This window comes from Nocardioides sp., assembly GCF_030655615.1.
Classification (GTDB): Bacteria; Actinomycetota; Actinomycetes; order Propionibacteriales; family Nocardioidaceae; genus Nocardioides.
Genome location: NZ_JAURVJ010000163.1, coordinates 1 through 22,290 on the forward strand (window position 1 = coordinate 1; position 22,290 = coordinate 22,290).

The 22,290-nt window shown below is 72.2% G+C and carries 22 protein-coding genes and 1 tRNA gene; 10 read left to right on the top strand and 13 right to left on the bottom strand.

Annotation, left to right across the window (positions count from 1 at the left end):
- Positions 1 to 408 precede the first annotated feature (408 nt).
- Together Q7T52_RS13510 and Q7T52_RS13515 are read left to right on the top strand one after the other, a co-directional pair.
- A complete protein-coding gene (locus tag Q7T52_RS13510; protein WP_304803320.1) occupies positions 409 to 1,422 on the top strand; it encodes an adenosine deaminase in 1,014 nt (337 codons plus the stop codon).
- Between the two features lie 110 nt (positions 1,423 to 1,532).
- Positions 1,533 to 2,027: a TspO/MBR family protein gene (locus Q7T52_RS13515; RefSeq protein ID WP_304803322.1), complete on the top strand. Its 495-nt coding sequence runs from the start codon at positions 1,533 to 1,535 to the stop codon at positions 2,025 to 2,027.
- A gap of 8 nt (positions 2,028 to 2,035) precedes the next feature.
- Here the strand turns inward: Q7T52_RS13515 and Q7T52_RS13520 are convergent, their stop codons facing one another.
- The 8 genes from Q7T52_RS13520 to Q7T52_RS13555 all read right to left on the bottom strand — a co-directional run bounded on the left by Q7T52_RS13520 (position 2,036) and on the right by Q7T52_RS13555 (position 8,656).
- A complete protein-coding gene (locus tag Q7T52_RS13520; protein ID WP_304803324.1) occupies positions 2,036 to 2,680 on the bottom strand; it encodes a response regulator transcription factor in 645 nt (214 codons plus the stop codon).
- A complete protein-coding gene (locus tag Q7T52_RS13525; protein WP_304803325.1) occupies positions 2,677 to 3,960 on the bottom strand; it encodes a sensor histidine kinase in 1,284 nt (427 codons plus the stop codon). Before Q7T52_RS13525 ends, Q7T52_RS13520 begins: the two co-directional genes overlap by 4 nt.
- 28 nt (positions 3,961 to 3,988) lie before the next feature.
- Positions 3,989 to 4,393, bottom strand: a complete 405-nt coding sequence (locus tag Q7T52_RS13530) for a hypothetical protein (protein WP_304803327.1) — start codon at positions 4,391 to 4,393, stop codon at positions 3,989 to 3,991.
- 41 nt (positions 4,394 to 4,434) lie between these two features.
- Positions 4,435 to 5,313 (bottom strand): hypothetical protein, encoded by an 879-nt coding sequence (locus Q7T52_RS13535; protein WP_304803329.1) that lies wholly within the window; start codon positions 5,311 to 5,313, stop codon positions 4,435 to 4,437.
- 131 nt (positions 5,314 to 5,444) lie between these two features.
- Complete coding sequence (locus Q7T52_RS13540; protein ID WP_304803330.1) at positions 5,445 to 6,011, bottom strand: manganese efflux pump MntP family protein; 567 nt, start codon at positions 6,009 to 6,011, stop codon at positions 5,445 to 5,447.
- Positions 6,012 to 6,258: 247 nt separating this feature from the next.
- Positions 6,259 to 6,332, bottom strand: a tRNA-Arg gene (locus Q7T52_RS13545).
- An 18-nt stretch (positions 6,333 to 6,350) separates the two neighbouring features.
- Complete coding sequence (locus Q7T52_RS13550; protein WP_304803332.1) at positions 6,351 to 7,148, bottom strand: hypothetical protein; 798 nt, start codon at positions 7,146 to 7,148, stop codon at positions 6,351 to 6,353.
- 74 nt (positions 7,149 to 7,222) lie between these two features.
- A complete protein-coding gene (locus Q7T52_RS13555; RefSeq protein WP_304803334.1) occupies positions 7,223 to 8,656 on the bottom strand; it encodes an aminopeptidase P family protein in 1,434 nt (477 codons plus the stop codon).
- 70 nt (positions 8,657 to 8,726) lie between these two features.
- Here Q7T52_RS13555 and Q7T52_RS13560 point away from each other — a divergent pair, with 70 nt between their 5' ends.
- The 6 genes from Q7T52_RS13560 (at position 8,727) to ettA (ending at position 16,354) form a co-directional block, all read left to right on the top strand.
- On the top strand, positions 8,727 to 9,848 hold the full coding sequence (locus Q7T52_RS13560; RefSeq protein WP_304803336.1) for a PrsW family intramembrane metalloprotease: 1,122 nt from the start codon (positions 8,727 to 8,729) through the stop codon (positions 9,846 to 9,848).
- Complete coding sequence (locus tag Q7T52_RS13565) at positions 9,845 to 11,680, top strand: dynamin family protein (RefSeq protein ID WP_304803338.1); 1,836 nt, start codon at positions 9,845 to 9,847, stop codon at positions 11,678 to 11,680. The genes Q7T52_RS13560 and Q7T52_RS13565 overlap by 4 nt, the downstream gene beginning before the upstream one ends.
- Positions 11,677 to 13,347, top strand: coding sequence for a GTPase (locus Q7T52_RS13570; protein ID WP_304803340.1), 1,671 nt, complete (start codon positions 11,677 to 11,679; stop codon positions 13,345 to 13,347). Before Q7T52_RS13565 ends, Q7T52_RS13570 begins: the two co-directional genes overlap by 4 nt.
- Positions 13,348 to 13,415: 68 nt before the next feature.
- Positions 13,416 to 14,000 (top strand): dihydrofolate reductase family protein, encoded by a 585-nt coding sequence (locus Q7T52_RS13575; protein ID WP_304803342.1) that lies wholly within the window; start codon positions 13,416 to 13,418, stop codon positions 13,998 to 14,000.
- A gap of 184 nt (positions 14,001 to 14,184) precedes the next feature.
- Positions 14,185 to 14,592, top strand: coding sequence for a single-stranded DNA-binding protein (locus Q7T52_RS13580; protein ID WP_304803344.1), 408 nt, complete (start codon positions 14,185 to 14,187; stop codon positions 14,590 to 14,592).
- A gap of 79 nt (positions 14,593 to 14,671) precedes the next feature.
- A complete protein-coding gene (ettA, locus tag Q7T52_RS13585; RefSeq protein ID WP_304803346.1) occupies positions 14,672 to 16,354 on the top strand; it encodes an energy-dependent translational throttle protein EttA in 1,683 nt (560 codons plus the stop codon).
- Here ettA and Q7T52_RS13590 read toward each other — a convergent pair whose 3' ends face one another.
- The 3 genes from Q7T52_RS13590 to Q7T52_RS13600 all read right to left on the bottom strand — a co-directional run bounded on the left by Q7T52_RS13590 (position 16,355) and on the right by Q7T52_RS13600 (position 19,154).
- Positions 16,355 to 17,032, bottom strand: a complete 678-nt coding sequence (locus Q7T52_RS13590; RefSeq protein ID WP_304803348.1) for a hypothetical protein — start codon at positions 17,030 to 17,032, stop codon at positions 16,355 to 16,357.
- A gap of 182 nt (positions 17,033 to 17,214) precedes the next feature.
- On the bottom strand, positions 17,215 to 17,712 hold the full coding sequence (locus tag Q7T52_RS13595; protein ID WP_304803349.1) for a MarR family winged helix-turn-helix transcriptional regulator: 498 nt from the start codon (positions 17,710 to 17,712) through the stop codon (positions 17,215 to 17,217).
- Positions 17,713 to 17,939: 227 nt separating this feature from the next.
- The gene (locus Q7T52_RS13600) at positions 17,940 to 19,154 is read right to left on the bottom strand and encodes an acetyl-CoA C-acetyltransferase (RefSeq protein WP_304803351.1); all 1,215 of its coding nucleotides are present in this window, start codon (positions 19,152 to 19,154) and stop codon (positions 17,940 to 17,942) included.
- Positions 19,155 to 19,260: 106 nt separating this feature from the next.
- On the opposite strand from Q7T52_RS13600, the gene Q7T52_RS13605 reads away from it, so the two are divergent.
- The gene (locus Q7T52_RS13605; RefSeq protein ID WP_304803353.1) at positions 19,261 to 20,127 is read left to right on the top strand and encodes a thioesterase family protein; all 867 of its coding nucleotides are present in this window, start codon (positions 19,261 to 19,263) and stop codon (positions 20,125 to 20,127) included.
- Positions 20,128 to 20,142: 15 nt separating this feature from the next.
- On the opposite strand, the gene Q7T52_RS13610 is transcribed toward Q7T52_RS13605, so the two are convergent.
- Positions 20,143 to 20,517: a globin gene (locus Q7T52_RS13610; RefSeq protein WP_304803355.1), complete on the bottom strand. Its 375-nt coding sequence runs from the start codon at positions 20,515 to 20,517 to the stop codon at positions 20,143 to 20,145.
- Positions 20,518 to 20,582: 65 nt separating this feature from the next.
- On the opposite strand from Q7T52_RS13610, the gene Q7T52_RS13615 reads away from it, so the two are divergent.
- Positions 20,583 to 21,212, top strand: coding sequence for a DUF998 domain-containing protein (locus Q7T52_RS13615; protein ID WP_304803358.1), 630 nt, complete (start codon positions 20,583 to 20,585; stop codon positions 21,210 to 21,212).
- A gap of 2 nt (positions 21,213 to 21,214) precedes the next feature.
- Here the strand turns inward: Q7T52_RS13615 and Q7T52_RS13620 are convergent, their stop codons facing one another.
- Entirely contained in the window at positions 21,215 to 22,237 is a 1,023-nt protein-coding gene (locus Q7T52_RS13620; RefSeq protein WP_304803360.1) for a mechanosensitive ion channel family protein, read from the bottom strand.
- Positions 22,238 to 22,290 lie beyond the last annotated feature (53 nt).

Genomic DNA, 22,290 nt, shown 5'->3' on the forward strand with positions numbered 1-22,290 from the left:
CCAGCAGGTCGGCGGTCTCGGCGGCGTCAGCGCCGTTGACCGAGGCCCAGTCCAGGACCGCGTTGAGCTTGTTGACCTCGGCCTTGCTGGTCTCGACGCAGGCACCTCGGACCGACTCGAGCAGCGGGTCGCTGCTCGCAGTTGTGGTGGTCCGGCGGGTGCTGGGCATGGTCTGATTCTAGAGGCGACCACCGACAATTCGATGGTGCGTTCGAGGCGGCGGACGAGGGTCTGGTGACGGGTGGGGCGGCCTCCTCGACCTCCGTGTGGTCGGGTCCGGCGTGCCGGCTGCGGGGTCTCGACGCGCAGTGACTTCGTCCCTGCGGCTCGACCACCGTGGCGGCGGGCAGATCGGGTGGGGCGGCCGGAAGTGGCACCAGGGCGGCCCGCGCTGGCAGCATCCGCGGGATGACCCATCGCCATGCCGAGTTCATCGCCGGACTGCCCAAGGCCGAGCTGCACGTGCACCACGTGGGGTCCGCGTCGATGCGGATCGTGCAGGAGCTGGCCGAGCGGCACCCGGGCACCGTGCCGACGGACGACGAGGCACTGCGGGCGTTCTACGAGTTCCGCGACTTCGCGCACTTCATCGAGGTCTACCTGTCGGTGGTCGGGCTGATCCGGACGCCTGACGACGTGCGCTACCTGACCTACGAGGTCGCGCGGGAGCTGGCGACCACCCAGGCCGTGCGCTACGCCGAGCTGACCTGCACGCCGTACACCTCGGTGCTGGCGGGGATCGCGATCGAGGGCTACACCGAGGCGATCGAGGACGCGCGGGTGGCGGCCGAGCGCGACTTCGGGCTGGTGATGCGCTGGATCTACGACATCCCGGGCGAGAGCGGCATCCCGGCGGCCGACGCGACGCTGACCTACGCGCTGGAGCACCGCACCGACGCGCTGGTCGGGTTCGGGCTCGGCGGACCCGAGATCGGGGTGCCGCGGCCGCAGTTCGCGCCGCACTTCGACACCGCGCGCGCCGCGGGCCTGCACTCGGTGCCGCACGCCGGCGAGACGACCGGGCCCGAGACGATCTGGGACGCGCTGCGGCTGCTCGGGGCCGAGCGGATCGGTCACGGGACGTCGGCGGCCGCCGACCCCGCCCTGCTCGCCCACCTCGCCGACCGGGCGATCCCGCTCGAGGTCTGCCCGTCGTCCAACATCGCCACGCGTGCGGTCGCGACGCTGGCCGAGCACCCGCTGCGGCAGTTCGTCGAGGCCGGGGTCGTGGTGACGATCAACTCCGACGACCCGCCGATGTTCGGCACGACCCTCAACCGCGAGTACGAGATCGCGGCCGACCTGCTCGACCTCGACGAGCACGGCCTCGCCCACCTGGCCCGGGCGGGCGTCGCGGCGTCGTTCGCGTCCGACGAGATCAAGGCACGGCTGCACGACGAGATCGCCGACCACGTCGGCTGAAAAAGCTTTGGGCCCCGCGGACTCATACTCCGCGGGGCCACGACCATCACAACGCAGCGGCCACCCGTGGCGGTGGAGGCGCGCCGGGCGGGCCACGGCAGCATGGAGCCATGAGCGCGCACGCCCCGGCCCGGACCGCCCCACCGACCGCGAGCCCGTGGCTCGTGCTGCTCGGGTTCCTCGCGGCGGTGGCCGTCGCCGCCGGCCTCGGTGGCGTGGCTGCGGCGTCGGCGGGGTCGACGTACGCCGCCCTCGACCTGCCGCCGTTCGCCCCGCCCAGCTCGGTGTTCGGACCGGTGTGGACGGTGCTCTACGTGATGATCGCCGTCGCCGGCTGGCTCACCTGGCGCGTCGTCGGCTGGGACCGCTCGCTCACCGTCTGGGCCGTCCAGCTGGTCCTCAACGCCGCGTGGACCCCGCTCTTCTTCGGCGCCGACCGCTACGGCCTGGCCCTGGTCGAGATCGTCGTCCTGCTCGCGGCCGTCGTGGCCACGATCGTCCTGTTCTGGACGCGGCGGCGGGCGGCGGCGCTGCTGATGCTGCCGTACGCCGGGTGGGTCGCCTTCGCGACCGCGCTCAACGCCGCCATCTGGCACCTCAACTAGCAGCGACCTCAGTCGCCGACGCCGTTGCGCTCGGCCCACACCGCGGCCTGGGTACGGTCCTGAACACCGATCCGGGCGAACGTCGAGGTCAGGTGGGACTTGACGGTCCGCTCGGAGATGCCGAGCCGGCGGGCGATCTGCTTGTTGGCCATCCCGGCGCGGACGAGCGTCAGCACCTCGGTCTCACGCGGCGTCAGCTCGAGAGGAGTCGGCGCGGAGCGTCGCGCGGTGAGCAGCGACCGGGCGGCGCGGGGGTGGATGGGGGACTCGCCGCGGCTGACCGCGCGCACGCCCTCGATGACGTCGTCGGGGTCGGCGTCCTTGAGCAGGTAGCCGACGGCGCCGGCGTCGAGGGCGGCGACGATCCGCTCCGCGTCGGAGTACGACGTCAGCACCAGCACCTGGGTGCCGGGGTGGTCGGCCACGAGCCGACGGGTCGCGGTGACACCGTCGACACCGGGCATCTGCAGGTCCATCACGACGACGTCGGGGGCGGTCTCGGCCACGACCGTCATCGCCTCCTCGCCGCCGGCGGCCTGTCCGACGACCTCGATGTCGTCGACGCCGTCGAGCAGCTGGGCCAGGCCGCCGCGCACCAGCGCGTGGTCGTCGACCAGCACGACACGGACGACAGCGCTCCCGGCGGCGGTCACGGCGCGACCTCGAGCCGGACGACGGTGCCGGAGCCGGGCGCCGAGGTGACCTCGAGCCGGCCGCCCTGGTCGCGGGTCAGGCTGGTCAGCCCTCGCAGGCCGTAGGAGCTGCCGCGCACGCGGGCCGGGTCGAAGCCGATGCCGTCGTCGGCGACGGTGAGGACGAGCATCCCGTCCTGGCAGCGCACGTGGACGTCGAGCCGCCGGGCGTGGGCGTGGCGGAACGTGTTGCGGATGGCCTCCTGCGCGACGCGCCACGCGAGGGCGACCGTCTCGTCGGCCACGCCGTCGAGGGGCTCGACGTCGACCGTGACGTCGACACCTCCGTCGCCGGCACCGGCGGTGAGGTCGTGCAGCGCGGCGGGCAGCTCGTCGGCGGTCAGGCCGGGCGGGTGGATCTCGACGAGCAACGAGCGCAGGCTGCGCATCGTCGAGCGCAGGCTCTCGCTCGCCTCGGTCAGCTGGCGTCGCTCGGCGGGGTCGCCCGCGGTGCGGGCCAGGGCCGACAGGGCGAACGTCGTCCCGGCGAGGTCCTGGACGACGCCGTCGTGCAGGTCGCGGGCGATCCGGCGACGCTCGGCGTCGGAGGCGTCCGCCGCGTCGACGAGGAGCCGCTCGCGTTCCTCGGCGGCGCGGTTGAGGCGACGGGTCAGCACGAGCAGCAGCGGCGTCGCGACCACGACGAGGACGAGCAGCGAGCCGACGGTGATGGTGCGGAACGGCGCGACCAGCTCGGCCTGGCGGTCGTCGATCTCGTCGGCGTCGAAGTAGGCCTCGAACAGCAGCGGCTCGCCCTCGGGGGACTCGATGCGCGTGTAGACCTCGACCAGGCTGCCGCCGTCGGCCTCGTACCTGTTCTCGGGCTCGGACAGGTCGGAGACCTCGGCGTCGGTGCCGCCGTCGTCGAGCACGTCGAGCTCCTCCTCGTCGAGGCCGAAGGTGTCGCCGACCAGGCGGGCCTCGTCGGACCAGACGACGGTCCCGTCGCGGTTCCAGATCTTGACGCGGCGTACGTCGCCGACGACGAGTCGCGGCAAGACCTGCCGGTCGAAGCGGTCGACCGCCCCCGGGTCGCCGTCGACGAGGCCGGCGGGGATCGACCGCTCGGCGACGGAGTGGGCCAGCACGCCGGTCACCTCCCGGGCGTCGGAGAGGGCCTCGTCGCGCGCCGCGCGCTGGCCGAGCAGGGTCGTGACGACGACCAGGACGACGACCACGAGCAGCCCGGCGGCCAGGAACTGGGCCACCGGGCTGCTCACGAGGCGTCGGGGGAGGGTCATCTCCCGTCGATCATGCCTGTCGTCGGGCTCATGCGGTCCAGCGGACCTTGGCGACGCAGACCTGGTCGCCGTGCGTGGCGCGGAAGGTGAACGCGTCGGCGCCGCGCGCGTCGACGAGCTTGCGCTCGACCGAGAACGAGCCGCTGCGACCCGCCGTACGGGCGTTGCCGTGGGCGGAGCGCGAGCCGTTGTGCGCGAGCACCCAGGTCCACCGCTGGCCCGAGCGGTTGCTGTCGATCTCGGCCTCGACCTCGATGCGGCCGTCGTCCTCCTTGGCCTTGATCTTCCAGCGCGCGCCGCCCTCGCAGGCGCCGTTGTGGGTGACCCGGTCACCGCCCCCACCGTGACTGGCGTGGGCGGGAGCGACCGAGGCTCCGGTGGTGACGAGGCCGACGGTGAGGGCGGCTGCGGCGGCGTACCTGACGTGCTTCATGGTGCTTCTCCTTCGACGAGTGGAGCGGGATGGTGCTGGGGTCAGGGGAGCGGGGTCGGGTCGACCGGGTCCGGCGGCACCGGCAGGGAGCCGTGGATCTGGTTCTGCGCCTGGCACTGGCTCGTGCAGCTGGTCGCGCCCTGCGAGAGCTCGATCGCGTCCTCGCCGAGCACGCCGCCGAGGCGGCCACCGGGTGCGACGGACCAGCGCGTGGTCCGGCCGTCCTGGAAGAGCTTGGTGGCGACCTGCGGGCTGTCCTTGCCGAGCAGCATCCGGTGCGCGCCGGCGCCGGTCGCGACGGCGTCGACGCCGTTGCCGAAGTTGATCTTGCCGGTGAAGCTGTTGACGAAGTAGAAGAGGCCGGGGCCGAGCGTGTGCACCAGCTCGACGTTGCCCGCGAACTCCGGCTCCATCTGGAAGATGCCGCCCTGTGGAGCGTCCTTGGCCTGGATCTTGAGCTTGCCCGCGGTGGTCCCGAAGATCGCGACGAGCGTGCCGTCGCGGACCTCGAGCTGCTTGAGCACCGGGGTGCGCAGCTGGGCCGCGGTCAGCACCGGCGTCTTGGACGCGAACACGACGGTCGGGCTGGTGACCATCCGCTCGGGCGACGGGGCGCCGGTGAGCGTGTAGTCGGTGACGCCCAGCGTGGCCGGGTCGATGGTGAACGAGGTGTGCGTGCCGGTGACCTTGACGACGCCGCGCACGGTGAGGTCCTTGACCTTGACGTCCTTGCCCGGGGCCGGGTCGTACGTCGTCCCGTTGACGGTCACGGCGTAGTTGCCCGCTGAGGCGGCGGTGCCGCCGCCGCCGTTGTCGTCGCTGCCGCCGTCGTCCCCGCCCTTGGCGTGGGCGGCGCCGGCCGCGGGGGCGAGCAGGGCGGCCGTCGCGAGGGCGACTGCTGCGATGCGGATCTTGTGCATGGTGGGGGTCCCTCCCAGGACTGTGTGGTGGCACCGTTGCGGTGCGATCACCAGTCAAGGCCTGGTCGGGTCCGGGTTCCCAGATGTCCGGTGGTCCTAGTACCTCCGGGCAGGGTGTCCCTGGAGCGGCGTCAGAGCACGCCGAGGTGGTCGAGCAGGATCTTGGTGCCGATGCCGATCAGGATGAGCCCACCGACGACCTCGGCCGGCCCGCGGAACCGGGCGCCGGCGCGGTGGCCGAGGTAGACGCCGACCAGCGACAGCGCGAACGTGACGACGCCGATCAGCGCGGCGGCCCCGACGATCGAGACGTCGACGAACGCCAGGGTGATCCCGACGGCGAGCGCGTCGATGCTGGTCGCCACGCCCAGCACGAGGAGCTCGCGGAGCGGGATCCGGCCGTCGTCGCCCTCCTCGTCCTCGTCGTCGGAGAGCGCCTCACGGATCATGTTGACGCCGATCAGGCCCAGCAGCACGAACGCGATCCAGTGGTCGACCTCGGTGACGTAGTCGCGCAGCCCGATGCCGAGCAGCCAGCCGAGCACTGGCATACCGGCCTGGAACAGCCCGAAGGTGAGGGCCAGCGCGACGGCGTAGCCCGGCCGGAGCCGACGAGTCGTCAGACCCTTGCCGAGCGCGACCGCGAAGGCGTCGGCCGAGACGCCGAGAGCGATGAGGAACAGGGTGGTGAGGGACATCGTGGAGGCCTTCCGGAGCCGTGGCGGCCGGGCCTCGCGGGAAATGTGAGACCTCGGCACGTGAGTGCCGAAGGTCTCGCTCACCCGGCCGGGGCCGGGCGGTACGCCGGGTGGTTGCCCACCGGTATGTCGACGTACCTCCGCGCCTGCCCTGGTGGTGCTGGGGTGCTGCCGGGCGAGGCGGTGACGGGAACTACTCCCCTTCGATGGCCACCATCGTGCCACGTCCGGCCCACGGCGTGCTGGGTGCCCCCGGCAGGACTCGAACCTGCGACCAACGGATTAGAAGGCCGTTGCTCTATCCAGCTGAGCTACGGAGGCGGGATGCCCCAGGATAGGTCAGCCGAGCTCGGCGACGCGTCCGGCCTGGAGGGTGGCGAGGTCGTCGATGCCGTCGACGACGCCGGTGGCGTCCTCGCCGAGCGAGTAGGCGCCGACGATCGAGATGAACGGCCCGGTGAGGGCGACGACGAATCGGTAGACGACGTCATAGCTCTCACCGCCTGCGGCGATGGTGCCCGTCATCTGGATGCGTAGCTGGTCCTCGGCGTCGGGCAGGTCGACGGTGTCGTCGTAGCTGATCTCGAGGCTGTACATCACGCCGTCCGGGTCGGTGGTCTCCACCGAGGTGCAGGAGCCGAGGCCGTCGGTGAACTCGGCGAAGGCGGGGGCCACCGTGGCCGGGTCGGAGTAGGCCTCGATCTGGGACGTGACCGAGCTCTGGCCGGTCTGGCTCTCGGCGACGAGGTCGACCTCGGACTCGGCGTCGGGCTCGAAGCCCAGGGCGTCGCTGAACTCGCCGATGTCGGCCAGGCAGGTGCCCTCGAAGCTGTCCTCGTCCTCGTCGTCGTCGCCGTCGTCGGGCTGGGCCGTGAAGCCCTCGGGGAGGTCGGCGGCGGTCAGCAGCGCCGCCGCGATCTCGTCCTCGGTCGGGACGGCGGGCTCCGAGGTCTCCTCGGTCACCTCCGACGTGGGCTCGTCGGGGGTCGTCTCGGTCTCGGTGGTACGCGACGACGGCTCGTCGCTGGTCTCGTCGTCGGAGTCGTCGCTCCCGCCGCACGCGGCGAGGGTGAGCCCGAGGAGCAGGGCGACGGAAGCGGCCGTCGTACGTCGGCGGAGGGAGGGGAGGTTGGTCACGCGCCGGAGACTAGGCGCTGCGAGGGGTGCGGGTCAGGGCAATTCGGGCCGGACCAGACCAGTGGGCCGGGCCGTCAGCGCCGCTGCTGGTCCATCCAGGCCTCGACGTCGGCGGTCGTGCGGGGGAGCGACGCCGACAGGTTGCGGGGTCCGTCGGCGGTCACGAGGATGTCGTCCTCGATCCGGATGCCGATGCCGCGCAGCTCCTGGGGGACCAGCAGATCGTCCTCCTGGAAGTAGAGGCCGGGCTCGACGGTCAGGACCATGCCGGTCTCGAGGTCGGCGCCCTTGTAGGCCTCGGGGGCGGCCTGGCCGCAGTCGTGGACGTCGAGGCCGAGCATGTGGCTCGTGCCGTGGAGGGTCCAGCGGCTGTAGACCTTGGACTCGGGGTCGAGGGCCTCCTCGGCCGAGACGGGCAGCAGGCCCATCGCGTCGAGCCCGTGCGCCAGCACCGTCATCGACGCCTCGTGGGTGCCGGTGAAGGGGAGGCCCGGCAGGCACGCGGCGATGCCGGCGTCCTGGGCCTGCAGGACGAGGTCGTAGAGGTCGCGCTGCAGCGACGTGTAGCGGCCGTCGACGGGGAGGGTGCGCGTGACGTCGGCGGTGTAGAGGTGACGGCCCTCGACCCCCATGTCGAGCAGCACCATCGTGCCGGGCGTGATCGGGCCGTCGTTGTCGATCCAGTGCAGCGTGGTCGCGTGGGACCCGCCGCCCACGATCGAGTCGTAGCCGATGTCGTTGCCCATCGCGCGGGCGCGACGGAAGAACGTGCCCTCGATCCAGCGCTCGCCGAACTCGAGGACGCGGTCCCACTCGGCGACGGAGTCGCCGAAGCCGAGCGTCGTGATGTCGCAGGCCTCCTGCAGCTGGTCGACCTCCCAGTCGTCCTTGACCAGTCGCATCTCGGAGACCACCCGGGCGAAGTCGCGGTCGAGGGTCTCGTCGGCGGCGACCTGGCGGTCGACCTCGAGCGAGACGCCCCGGTGGACGCGGGTCTTGCCGGAGCCCGAGAGCGCGTCCTGGAGGCGGTCGACGTGGCGGACGGGCAGCCCCAGCGCCGACGACATCTCGCCCAGCGACGGCCGCTTGCCGACCCAGAGCTGGCCGTAGGCGCGATCGCGGAAGAACTCGTCGGTGTCGCGACCCGAGCGCGGCCGCGCGTAGAGGACGGCCTCGCCGTCGTCGATGACGAGGACGGCGTCGCTGGTCTGGTTGCCGGTGAAGTAGGTGTGGGCGGTGTCGACGCGGAACCGGTAGTCGGTGTCGTAGGACCGCACCTTGTGGCCACCGCCGGGCAGCACCAGCCGCTCGCCGGGGAACATCGCCGCGAGGCGGGCGCGCCGCGCGGCGGTGCGGTCGGCGAAGCTGCCCGCGGGTACGACGGCCTCGGTGTCGTCCCAGCCGGTGCGCATGAACGCGGAGTAGGCCTCGGGCACGGCCGGGTCGTGCGACTCGGTCTTGAACTCGGTGTCCTCTGCGCCTGGACCGGGGGTCGTCTCGTCGCTCACCCACGGCACTCTACGCTCGGGGGCACGGCCACGGCCGAGGCGCCGGACCCGCTGCCGATAGGCTCCCCCCGTGCCCGGCCGCCGTCTCGACAGCGTCACGTTCACGGTCGTCGTGACCGTGGCGGTGGTCGTCGGTGCCCTGATGATGCTGGCCGTGCTGGCCCTCTCCGGCGCACCCGCGGTGACCTTCGTCGCGACGCTGCTGGCGGCCCTGCCCGTGGTGCCCCTCGTGGCGGCGTACCTCTGGCTCGACCGCTACGAGCCCGAGCCCACGGGGCTGCTCGTCAACGCCATGCTGTGGGGGGCGTGCGCGGCCACCGCGATCGCGATCCTCGTCGGCGGCGTCGGCGGCCTGTTCGTCCCGGTCACCGACGAGGTCTCCCTCGCCGTGGTCGCACCCGTGACCGAGGAGGCCGCCAAGGGCTTCTTCCTGCTGCTCCTGCTGTGGTGGCGCCGTCACGAGCTCGACGGCATCCTCGACGGCATCGTCTACGCCGGGATGATCGGCATCGGGTTCGCATTCACCGAGAACATCCTCTACCTCTCCGCCGCCTACGACGGCACCGACGGGATGGGCCCCGGCGGCATCGCCGGCGTGACGTCCACGTTCGTGCTCCGCTGCGTGTTCAGCCCCTTCGCCCACCCCCTCTTCACCGCCTTCACGGGCATCGGCATCGGCATCGCCGTCGGATCCCGGAGCCGCTCGGTGCGCATGCTCGCCCCCGTGGGTGGCTACGTGGTGGCTGTGCTGGCCCACGGACTCTGGAACGGATCGACCGTGTTCGGCGTCGCCGGCTTCGGGATCGTCTACGTCGTCCTGATGCTGCCGGCCCTCGGCGGTCTCCTCGCCCTGGCCCTGTGGGCCCGCCGTTCCGAGGCCACCATGCTCACCGCCGCCCTGCAGGACGCCGCCCACCGCCAGCTGATCCCGGCCACCGACATCGGCTGGGTCGTCGACCTGCGCGCCCGCCGGGCGGCCCGCGTCCACGCCGAGCGCACCGGCGGCAAGCCGGCCGCCCGTGCGATGGCCGACTACCAGCAGGCCCTCATCGAGCTCGGCTTCCTCCACCACCGGCTGCTGCGCGGCACCGCGCCCGCCGACTGGCAGGAGCGCGGCGCGCTCCACGTCGCCCGCATCCGCGAGGTCCGGCCGCACGTCGCGTTCCCCGGACAGGTGGTCCCCACCGCATGAACGTCCCGCCACCCGAGCTGTCCAAGCCCGACCAGGCCGATAAGGCCGACAAGGCCGCCACGTCCACCACGGGCACCGCGTCGTCCCGAGGCCCGACCACGCCGTCCGCCGACGAGGACCGGATGGCCACGGCCCTGGTGCAGCTGCGCCAGGCCCTCGGCGTCGCCGAGCTCCCCCTCGACCTCCCCGGGTCCGACGAGCTGCGCGCGTCGCGCGGCGCCATGGTCGACCAGCTCGAGGACTACGTCATCCCGCGGCTGATGACGCTCGACGCGCCGCTCCTCGCGGTCGTCGGCGGCTCGACCGGCGCCGGCAAGTCGACGCTGGTCAACTCGCTCGTGGGGGAGCGGGTCACGACGTCGGGCGTGCTGCGGCCGACGACGCGCTCGCCGGTGCTCGTCCACCACCCCGACGACGCGCACTGGTTCGGCCAGGACCGGCTGCTGCCCGACCTCGTCCGCGTCCAGCACACGACCGACGACCCCGACTCCCTGCAGCTGGTGTCGTCGGCCGCCATCCCCGCGGGGCTCGCGATCCTCGACGCGCCCGACGTCGACTCGGTCGAGGAGCGCAACCGCCTCCTCGCAGCCCAGCTGCTCGCCGCGGCCGACCTGTGGCTGTTCGTCACCTCGGCGGCGAGGTACGCCGACCAGGTGCCGTGGGGCTTCCTCAAGCAGGCCGCCGAGCGGTCCACCGCGGTCGCGATCATCCTCGACCGCACCCCCGACGAGGCCATCCAGACGGTCTCGACCCACCTCGCGCGGATGCTCGCCAGCCGCGGGCTCAAGGACTCGCCGCTGTTCGTCGTCACCGAGGGCAAGGTCGACGAGGAGGGGCTGCTCGCCGCCCACCACGTCGCCGAGGTCAGGACCTGGCTCGAGTCGCTGGCCGACGACGTCGACGCGCGGACCGTCGTGGTCCGCCAGACGCTCGACGGCGCCGTACGCGCTATCACCCAGCGCGCCTACCCGGTCGCCGACGCCTGTGCCGCCCAGACCCAGATCGCCATCAAGCTCAAGGCCGACGTCGACCAGGCCTACGACGCCGCCGTCGCCGACGTCGCCGCGGCCACCGCCGACGGCACCCTGCTGCGCGGCGAGGTGCTGGCGCGCTGGCAGGAGTTCGTCGGCACCGGCGAGCTGCTGCGCTCGCTCGAGACCCGCGTCGGTGGCCTGCGTGACCGCCTGGTCAACGCCATCAAGGGCAAGCCCCAGCAGGCCGAGCGCGTCACCGTCGCCGTCGAGTCCGGGCTCGAGACGCTGGTGCTCGAGCACGCCGAGGCCGCCGCCGAGCGCGCCTACACCGCGTGGGCGCAGCAGCCCGCCGGGGCCGGGCTCCTCGAGGAGGCGCCGGGCGACCTCGGCCGCGCGTCGCGCGACCTGCGCCGCCGGACCGAGCGGATGGTCCGTGAGTGGCAGGCCGACGTGCTCGAGATGGTGCGCACCGAGGGCGCCGACAAGCGGACGACCGCACGCTTCCTGGCGTTCGGCGTCAACGGGCTGTCGGTGGCGCTGATGGTCGTCGTCTTCGCCCACACCGCCGGCGTGACCGGCGCCGAGGCCGGCGTCGCCGGTGGCTCCGCGGTGCTCGGTCAGAAGCTCCTCGAGGCCGTCTTCGGCGACCAGGCCGTGCGCACCCTGGCCGAGCGCGCGCGCCGCTCGCTCGAGCAGCGCATCACCGCCCTCCTCGTCGACGAGCGGGCCCGCTATCTTTCCCGGATCGACGCACTGGCGCTGCGACCCGACGCGGCAGAGGCGCTGCGCGAGGCCGCCCGGCGCGTCGACGACCTGCGCTACAAGGCGCGTGCTGGTGACCCTGGAGACGACACGTGAGCTCACTGCTCGAAGGCGCCCGCAAGCTCGTCACGCGCGGCACCGACCTCGGCGCGCGCATCGAGGCGCTCGAGACCGCTGCCGCGGCGGCCCGTGGCCGGGTCGACGACGAGGCCGTCGACCAGGCCGAGACGATCGCCGCCCGCGCCGCCGGACGGCTGCGGCTCTCGGCCGACCACACGGTGGTCGCCATCGCCGGCGCGACCGGCTCGGGCAAGTCGTCGACCTTCAACGCCCTCACCGGCCTCGAGCTCTCGTCGACCGGCGTACGCCGTCCCACGACGTCGTGGGCGACCGCCTGCATCTGGGGCAAGACCGGCGCCGAGGAGCTGCTCGACTGGCTCGGCATCCCGCCGCGCCACCAGACGATGCGCGACTCGCTGCTCGACAGCAGCCGCGACCCCACGGCCGCCGGGCGCGCCGACCGCGAGCTCGACGGCGTCGTGCTGATGGACCTGCCCGACCACGACTCCACCGAGGTCAGCCACCACCTCGAGGTCGACCGGCTCGTGGTGCTCGCCGACCTGCTGGTGTGGGTGCTCGACCCGCAGAAGTACGCCGACGCCGCCATCCACGACCGCTACCTCGCCCCGCTCGCGTCCCACGCCGGCGTCATGGTCGTCGTGCTCAACCACATCGACACCGTGCCCGAGGACCGTCGCCAGTCGATGGTCGACGACGTGCGCCGCCTGCTCGACCTCGACGGGCTCGCCTCGGTGCCGGTCTTCGCCGTCAGCGCCCGGGCCGGCATCGGCATCGACGGGCTCCGCGCCGAGATCGCGTCACGGGTCGCGGCCAAGAAGCTCACCCGCCAGCGGCTCGAGGCCGACCTGCGCTCAGCCGCCGGCGCGCTCGACGAGGCCGGCGGCACCGGCTCGCCCCGCGAGCTGTCGTCGGCCCGGGTCGCCGAGCTCGAGACGGCCTTCGCCGACGCCGCCGGGGTGCCCGTGGTGGTCGACGCCGTCGAGCGCTCGACCCGGCTGCGCGCCGGTCGCGCCACCACCTGGCCCGTCGTCTCCTGGGTCTCGCGGCTCAAGCCCGACCCGCTCAAGCGGCTCCAGCTCAACCTCGGCTCGGCCGGTGCGGAGCTGTCCGGGGCCCAGCGCCCGCGGCTGCCCGAGACCTCGCCCGTCCAGCGTGCTCGCGTCGACAGCGAGGTGCGCGCCCTGGCCGACGACGCGTCGTCGGGCCTGGGGCCGTCGTGGGTCGACTCCGTGCGCCGTGCCTCCACGTCGCGGCTGCCCGAGGTGGCCGACCGTCTCGACCGTGCGCTGGCCGCCACCGACCTCGGGGTCGACAAGCTCCCGGTCTGGGCCGGCCTGGTGCGGGTGCTGCAGTGGGCGCTCATCCTCGTCGCCCTCGTCGGCGGGCTCTGGAGCGCACTGCTCGTCATCGGCGGCAACCTCTCCGAGGAGGCCCCTCAGGTCGCCGGGATGCCCCTGCCGCTGCTGATGCTCGTCGGCGGGATCCTGCTGGGCGTGCTGCTCGCCCTCGTCTGCCGGGCGCTCGTGGCCGGCACCGCCCGCACCCGGGCGGCAGTCGCCGAACGCCGGCTGCGCGGTGCGGTGCACGACGTCGCGGCCGAGCTCGTCGTCGCCCCGGTGACGGCTGAGCTGGCGGCGTACTCCACCGTGCGGAGCAACGTCGCGACCGTGTTGCGCGACTAGGGCGACACGCCCGAGGACTCCTGGGCCCTGGCCGATGAGTCCGGGTCGCGGGCCGGGTCTCTCCTGGCATGCGCGTGCTCGTCGTCAACCATGTCTCGCTCGACGGTGTCCTGCAGGGTCCGGGAAGGCCCCAGGAGGACACCCGCAACGGCTTCCGCCACGGCGGCTGGGCCGCCGCCGCCGGCGCCGACCCGGCCATCGCCCGGGCGATGGGGGCGCGGATGGGCGACGGGTTCGCGTGGCTGTTCGGCCGCCGCAGCTATGAGGACATGCTCCGGCACTGGAACGAGATCGGCGGGCCGTTCCGCGACGGCCTCAACGAGACCACCAAGTACGTCGCCACGTCCGACCCCGACGCCGAGCTGCTCTGGCCCCACTCGACGGTGCTCAGCGGTGACGTGCCCGCGGCGGTGGCGGCGCTGCGCGAGCAGCGCGGCGGCACCCTCGTGGTGCTGGGCAGTGGCGAGCTGGTCCGGTCGTTGCTGCCGCTCGGTCTCGTCGACGAGCTGCTGCTGATGATCCACCCGGTCGTGCTGGGGTCGGGGCAGCGGCTCTTCGGTCCGGACCCCGAGCCACGAGGGCTCCAGCTGGTCGAGTGCACGGCGACCACGTCGGGCGTGCTGCTGGCGACCTACCGGCAGCCGTCGTCGTAGCCGTCGTCGTCGTGGGCCTGCGTCGGCGCCGTCGGCCTGTGGAAATGACCAGGAGTCGTCCACAGGCGGCCCTCTCCGCCCGGTCTTCCACAGGCGTCCGGCGCGGGGCCAGGACCGTCGGCGGCGCCGCCTTGGCTCGTGCCTGCGCCCACCGTGGGCGCACCACGAGGCAAGGAGATGCGAGATGTACAACGAGACGACGGTGACCCTGCAGGGCCGGGTCGGCAACGACGTGGTCCTCCGCGACGCGGGCGGGGCACCGGTGGCCAACTTCCGGGTGGCGTGCACGCCGCGGCGCTTCGACCGCAAGAACAACGAGTGGTCCGACGGGCCGACCCAGTGGTACTCCGTCACCGCCTGGCGCTGGCTGGCCGAGAACTGCGCGATGTCGCTGCACCGCGGTGACGCGGTCGTCGTCCACGGCCGGGTCGACATGCGCACCTACGTCAACAAGGCCGGCGTCGAGACCCTCGACGTCCAGGTCGAGGCCGTCACGATCGGGCACGACCTGAGCCGGGGCACCTCGACGTTCCACCGGCCGCAGGCGCCGGTGGAGCTCAAGCCCGCGCGGGTCGAGGCACCGGCCGCGTGAGCCGCCGAGGCGACCGGGGGCGTGGTCCCCCTCACCCCCCACGGGCGCGACGCCCGTTCGGTGACTAGGCTCGTGCACCATGGCGGAATATGTCTTCACCCTGCGCAACGTGCGCAAGGCCCACGGTGACAAGGTCGTTCTCAACAACGTCACCCTCTCGTTCCTCAACGGCGCCAAGATCGGCGTCGTCGGCCCCAACGGCACCGGCAAGTCGTCGCTGCTCCGGATCATGGCGGGGCTCGACCACGCCAACAACGGCGACGCGATCCTCGACCCGAGTGCGACCGTCGGCATGCTCCAGCAGGAGCCGCCGCTGACCGAGGGCAAGACGGTGCTCGAGAACGTCGAGGAGGCCGTGTCCGAGATCAAGGCCAAGATGGCGCGCCTCGAGGAGCTCTACGCCGCGATGGGCGAGCCCGACGCCGACTTCGACAAGCTCGGCGAGGAGTCCGGCAACCTCCAGAACGAGCTCGACGCCGCCAACGCCTACGACCTCGACAGCCGGCTCGACCAGGCCATGGACGCGCTGCGCTGCCCGCCGCCCGACGCCCTCGTCGACAACCTGTCCGGTGGTGAGCGCCGCCGCGTGGCGCTGTGCAAGCTGCTGCTCCAGCAGCCGAGCCTGCTGCTCCTCGACGAGCCCACCAACCACCTCGACGCCGAGTCGGTCCAGTGGCTCGAGGGCCACCTCAAGACCTACCCGGGCGCCGTCCTGGCCATCACCCACGACCGCTACTTCCTCGACAACGTCGCCGAGTGGATCCTCGAGCTCGACCGCGGCTCGGCCCACCCCTACGAGGGCAACTACACGACCTACCTCGAGACCAAGAAGGAACGCCTCAAGATCGAGGGCCAGAAGGACGTCAAGCGCGCCAAGATGCTCGAGCGCGAGCTCGAGTGGGTGCGGTCCAACGCCAAGGCCCGCCAGACCAAGAGCCGTTCGCGCCTCGCGCGCTACGAGGAGATGGCCGCCGCGGCCGACCGCGACCGCAAGATCGACACCTCCGAGATCAACATCCCGGCCGGCCCCCGGCTCGGCGACATCGTGCTCGAGGCCGAGCACCTCGGCAAGGGCTTCGACGGCCGGGTGCTCATCGACGACCTGACGTTCACGCTGCCGCGCGCGGGCATCGTCGGCGTCATCGGGCCCAACGGCGTCGGCAAGACCACGCTGTTCCGGATGATCACCGACCAGGAGGACCCCGACAAGGGCTCGCTCAAGGTCGGCACCACGGTCAAGATCTCCTACGTCGACCAGAGCCGCGGTGGCATCGACCCCCAGAAGAACGTGTGGGAGGTCGTCTCCGACGGGCTCGACTTCATCAAGGTCGCCAACTTCGAGATGAACTCGCGGGCCTACGACGCGTCGTTCGGCTTCAAGGGCCCCGACCAGCAGAAGAAGGCCGGCGTCCTGTCCGGTGGCGAGCGCAACCGCCTCAACCTGGCGCTGACGCTCAAGATGGGCGGCAACCTGCTGCTCCTCGACGAGCCCACCAACGACCTCGACGTCGAGACCCTGTCGTCGCTCGAGGACGCCCTGCTCGAGATCCCCGGCTGCGCCGTGGTCACCTCGCACGACCGGTGGTTCCTCGACCGAGTCGTCACCCACATCCTCGCGTGGGAGGGCGACGCCGACGACCCGGCCAACTGGTACTGGTTCGAGGGCAACTACGCCTCCTACGAGGAGAACAAGATCGAGCGCCTCGGCATCGAGGCCGCCCGTCCCCACCGCGTCACGCACCGCCGCCTGACGCGCGACTGATCACTGGCCGCTGACGTAGCGGCTGACCTCGGTGCCGTCGAGGTCGAGCTCGACGTGGCCGGACTCGCTGTACTCGTTGGTGACGTAGGCCGCGATCGTCGCCTCTGCGTCGGGTCCGTCGGACGACGTGGAAGGACCGTCGATGACCACGTAGCGGGTCGTCGGGTCCTCGACGAGGCTCCCGGCCAGCTCGAGGGCCGCGGCCACGACCTCGGCGTCCACGTCGGCCAGGTCGACGCGGACCGAGCTGGCGGAGCCCTTGCCGCCGAAGTCGTCGAGGTCGCCGTCCCAGTACAGCGACTCCTGGCGCAGGCTGGTGGGGTCGACCGGGACGTCGACGACGGCGTACTCCGGGTAGATCACGGCCCGGAACACCTCGGTGCCGCCGCTGCGCTCCTCGACGTCGGCGCGCAGCTGGTCGAGCCCCGTGCTCGAGAGCGCGTCGGGCTTGCCGAAGCCGGGCACGCCGTCGTCGTCGGCCGCCGACACGATCGCCACGACGATGCCGCCGACGACCAGCAGGGGGACGACGCCGAGGAGGATCGCCTTGGTCGGGTTGACCCGACGGCGCGGGACACGGGTGAGCGGCTCGGGCGTCACCGGAGGCGGTGGGGCCTCCTCGGGCTCGCGCCGTGCGGGCTTCGGCTCATAGCTCGGCCAGCGCTGCTCACCCGTCACGGCCGTCAACCTAGGCCCGTCGACGCTGCCGGGGCAGGCCCGATGTGACTACTTCTCCCCGCGCCGTACCCGGGTGGACCCCACGGTGGTCGAGGAGGGCGGCCACGCCCCTCTCGAGACCGTCCGAGCGCACGTGCAGGTCGGCTCGGGGGTAGGGGAGGGCAGGTGCCGTACGGGGTCCGTCAGCGCATCTCGCGGTCGGGGTGGCCCGCGATGAGGTGGTCGGCGACGGCGTTGAGGACCCGACCCATGGCGGCGAAGTCGGCCGGGTCGACGAGGTCGACGATGTGGTCGCGGACGCCGTTGACGTGGGTGGGTGCGACGTTCTCGAGCAGCAGGCGGCCGCGGTCGGTCATGACCGCGCTCACCCCGCGGCCGTCCTCCTCGGAGACCTCGCGGGTGACCAGGAGGGCATCCTCCATCCGCTTGATGGTGTGGGTCACACGGCTGCGGCTGTGCGCGAGCGAGTCGGCCAGCTGCGCCATCCGCATCCGTCCCTCGCGCTCGGAGAGGCGGACGAGGATCTCGTACTCGACCAGCGAGATGCCGTGGTTGCGGCGCAGGTCGTCGTCGAGGCGGTCGAAGAGCAACGTGGAGCCGAGCACCAACGCTCGCCAGGCCACCTGCTGCTCCTCGTCGAGCCAACGCGGTTCCGGGCGGGTCGGGAAACGGGCAGCCACCCATTCACTCTAGTTGGGTGGCTGCCCGCTACCCGTGGAAGCCGCCCGCTACCCGTTGAAGCGCGCGCGGCACGGGCGCCCCGACCACGTTCGAACACGACCACAGGGCGCACGTCGGGATCGGCGGTCTCCGGGGCGGGTCGGGCCCGCCCCGCCAGACCGGCGGCAGCCCCGCAAGAGCGACGCGGGCTCGCCGCGCCAGACCGCTGATTCCCGACCTATCAGGCTCAGATGCGCTCGAGGATGAGGGCCATGCCCTGGCCGCCGCCGACGCACATCGTGATGAGGCCGGTGCTCTTGTCGTGCCAGTCGAGCGAGTTGAGCATCGTGTTCTGCAGTCGCGCGCCGGTCATGCCGAACGGGTGGCCGACCGCGATGGCGCCGCCGTTGACGTTGAGCCGGTCGAGGTCGATGCCGAGCTCCTGGTAGGACGGCACGACCTGCGCGGCGAAGGCCTCGTTGATCTCGACGAGGTCGATGTCGCCGATGCTCATGCCGGCGTACTTGAGCGCGTTCTTGGTCGCCTCGATCGGCCCGAGGCCCATGATCTCGGGGGAGAGCCCGCTGACCCCGGTGGAGATGATCCGGGCGAGCGGGGTGAGGCCGAGCTCGGCGGCCTTGGTGTCGGACATGAGCACCACCGCGGCCGCGCCGTCGTTGAGCGCGCAGCAGTTGCCGGCGGTGACGACGCCGTCGGGCCGGAAGACCGGCTTGAGGTCCTTGATGCCGTCGTAGGTGACGCCGGCGCGGGGGCCGTCGTCGGCCATCACGACGGTGCCGTCGGGGGTGGTGACCGGGGTGATCTCACGGGCCCAGAAGCCGTCGTTGATGGCCTTCTCGGCGAGGTTCTGCGAGCGGACGCCGAACTCGTCGAGCTCCTGGCGTGAGAGGCCCTTCATCCGGGCGACGTTCTCGGCCGTCTGGCCCATGGCCAGGTAGATGTCGGGGAGCTTGCCGTCCTCGCGGGGGTCGTGCCAGTCCTGGCCGCCGAGCGCGTACTCGTCGGTCTTGGCCTGCGGCTCGGCGAACAGCGGGTTCTTGGTGTCGGGCCAGTGGTCGGAGGTGCCCTTCATGAAGCGCGAGACCATCTCGACGCCGGCCGAGATGAAGATGTCGCCCTCGCCGGCCTTGATGGCGTGGAACGCCATCCGGGTCGACTGGACCGACGACGCGCAGTAGCGCGTGACCGTGGCGCCGGGCACCAGGTCCATGTTGTTGAGGGTGTTGACGACCTTGGCCATGTTGTTGCCGGACTCGCCGCCGGGCAGGCCGCAGCCGAGGTAGAGGTCCTCGACGGTGTTGGGGTCGAGGGCGGGGATCTTGTCGAGCGCCGCCTTGACGATGGTCGCCGTCAGGTCGTCGGGGCGCAGGTCCTTGAGCGACCCCTTGTTGGCGCGCCCGATCGGGGACCGGGCGGCTGAGACGATGACTGCTTCGGGCATGCGGGTGGCTCCGGTTCTCTGCTGTGGACTGGGCAGGTAATGGTCTCGCGACCTTCTCTCGCAGACTAGAACAGGTACCAGTCGCTCGGGCTGCCAGGATCATGGCGTGCGTCACGTCTATCGGTGCCCCGTCCGCTGGGCCGACCTCGACCTGCTGGGTCACGTCAACAACGTCGTCTACGTCGACTACCTCCAGGAGGCCCGGGTCGACTTCATGCGCGCGCTGCTGCCCCCGCGCGCCGCCGACATGACCGAGGGCGTCGTGGTGGTGCGTCACGAGGTCGGCTACCGCGCCCCGATGGGCTTCCGGTTCCGCCCGGTCGAGGTCGAGTGCTGGGTGACCGAGGTCCGCGCGGCGACCTTCACCCTGGGCTACGAGGTCTTCCACGAGGACGAGGGGGAACGGACCGTCTACGTCCGGGCGACGACCGTGCTGACGCCCTACGTCTTCGCCGACGAGCGCCCCCGCCGCCTCACCGCCGACGAGAAGACGGCGCTCGGCCGCTACCTCGAGCCGGAGGACACGCCGCGGAGCCGGACCCGGACCGCCCGGCTGGAGCGCGAGGACGCGTTCCGCTGGCCGCTGCACGTCCGCTTCTCCGACGTCGACGCCTATCGGCACGTCAACAACGTGAAGTACTTCGAGTACCTCCAGGAGTCGCGGATCCGGCTGATGGCCGACGTCACCCGCGGCCACGACGGCGTCGGCCGACCGAGCATCGTCGTGGCCCAGACCGACGTCGACTACCTCGCGCCCATCCTGCAGCGCGAGGAGCCCTACGACGTGTGGTCGCAGATCGCGCGGGTCGGCACGCGGTCGATGACGATCGAGTCCGAGATCGCCGACGGCGACCGACCCCTGGCCCTGGGCCGGGTCACGGTCGTCTTCTTCGACATGGAGACCCAGCGCTCGGCGGAGCCGCCGGCCGACCTGCACGCGCTGCTGCTGACCCGGGTCAACGCCCCGTCGTAGCGGCGCCGCCGAGCGTCACTCGAAGGTGTTGACCATGAACTGGGCGGCGTGGGTGACGTAGTCCCAGAACTTCTCGTCCTGCTCCGGCGTGAGCTCGACCGCGTCGAGACCGGCGCGGAAGTGCAGGAGCCAGTGGTCCTTGGCCGCCGGGTCGACCTTGAACGGCGCGTGCCGCATCCGCAGCCGGGGGTGGCCGCGGCTGTCGGAGTAGGTCGTCGGCCCGCCCCAGTACTGCACGAGGAACAGCAGGAAGCGCTCCTCGGCGGGGCCGAGGTCCTCCTCGGGATAAAGCGGCCGCAGCACCTCGTCGGTGGCGACGCCCTCGTAGAAGCGGTGGACGATCGTTGCGAAGGTCTCGTACCCGCCGATCTCCTCGTAGAAAGTCGTCACGCGTCCATTGTCCCTGCCTCGGGGTGGCGGGTCCTCGGCGGGCGCGCGGCGGGCACACTGGCCCGGTGCAACGGGGTCTGCGGTGGGTGGGCCTGCTCGGTCCGCTCGGTGCCGTCGGCGTCGCGGCTGCCGTGCTCGTCGCGGCCGACCGCTCGGGCGCCGACCCGCTCACCGGTGGCTACCTGTCCGACCTGGGTGCCTCGGGCGGGCCGGGCGCCGGTGCCTTCCGGGTCGGGCTCGTGGCTGCTGCGCTCGCGTGCCTGGGCGTGGCGGTCGCGCTCGCCTCGCGCGTCCGGTGGCGCGACCCGCGTGTGGTCCTGCTCGTCGTCGCGGCGGTCGACCTCGCGGCCCAGACGGTCGTGCGGTGCGACGGGCCGTGCCGCCTGCCGGTGGCCGACGGGGCGGTGCCGAGCGCCGACCTCGGTCACTTCGTCGTGGCCGCGGCCGGGTTCGCGCTCTGGGTCGGCGTCACCGCGCTGGACGTCGTCGACCCCCAGCCGGTGGCGCTGCGGGCCTCGATGGCGGCCACGACGTCGTACGCCGTGCACCTGACGCTGCTCGGCACCCTCCTGCTCGTCGACCCGTACGGCGAGCCCGCGGCCCTGCTGCAGCGCACGTTGGTGCTGACCGGGCTCGCGTGGACGGCAGGTGTCGGCGTCGTGCTCGCGACCAGGCCCTCGACGAGCCCTGACTGAGCTCAGGCGCCCTCGGCGCCGGTCGCGGTCGGGGCGGTCGGGGCGGCCGGCTCCTGCCGGTTCCACACGACCCGCTGCGGGAACGGCATCTCGATGCCCTCGTGGTCGAAGCGCGCCTTGATCCGCTGGCGCATCTCGCGGGCGACGGCCCACTGCTCGCCCGGCGTCGTCTTGAGCACGACGCGCACGGTCACCCCGTCGATGGCGAGGTCCTGCACGCCCCAGACCGAGGGCTCCTCGATGACCTGGCCCTTGAAGTCCTCGTCCTCCCACAGGTCGTGGGCGACCTCGCTGAGCACGCGGCGTACGCGGGCCAGGTCCTCGTGGTAGGCCACGCTGATGTCCAGGACGGTGCGCGCCCAGTTCTGGCTCTGGTTGCCGACGCGCATGATCTGGCCGTTGGGGACGTACCAGACCGTCCCGTTGACGTCGCGGACCCGCGTGATCCGCAGGGTGACGGCCTCGACGGTGCCGATGGCCTCGCCGAGGTCGACCTGGTCGCCCACGCCGAACTGGTCCTCGATGATCATGAAGACGCCGGACAGGAAGTCCTTGACCAGCGACTGTGCGCCGAAGCCGAGCGCCAGGCCGACGATGCCGGCGCTGGCGATGATCGGGGCGATGTCGATGCCGATCTCGCTGAGCATCATCGTGCCGAACACGGCGACGATCAGCCCGGTGACGATGCTCTTGAACAGGCTCGCCATCGCCTCGGCGCGCTGGCGGCGGCGCTCGGTCGCGATCAGGTTGACCCGGTCGGGCAGCACGCCCTTGGCCGCGCGGCCCGCGATTCGGTCGATCGCCTTGTGGGCGACCCAGCGGATGCCGAACGCCAGCAGGAACAGCCCGATCAGCGCGAGCGGGCGCCCGATCAGGACGTCGGAGTAGTCGGCCAGGTCCTTGTTGCCGGTGACGTCGAACACCGCGTTGCAGATGGTCTCGCCGGAGCTGCAGGGGTTGGCGTCGGGCACGGCCGGGGTGGTGTCGGTGGACGGGTCCGTCGGTTGGAGTGTGACCAGAAGCATCCCGCATGCATAACAGGAACGCGGACTCGGTTCGAACCGGCGACGACGATAGG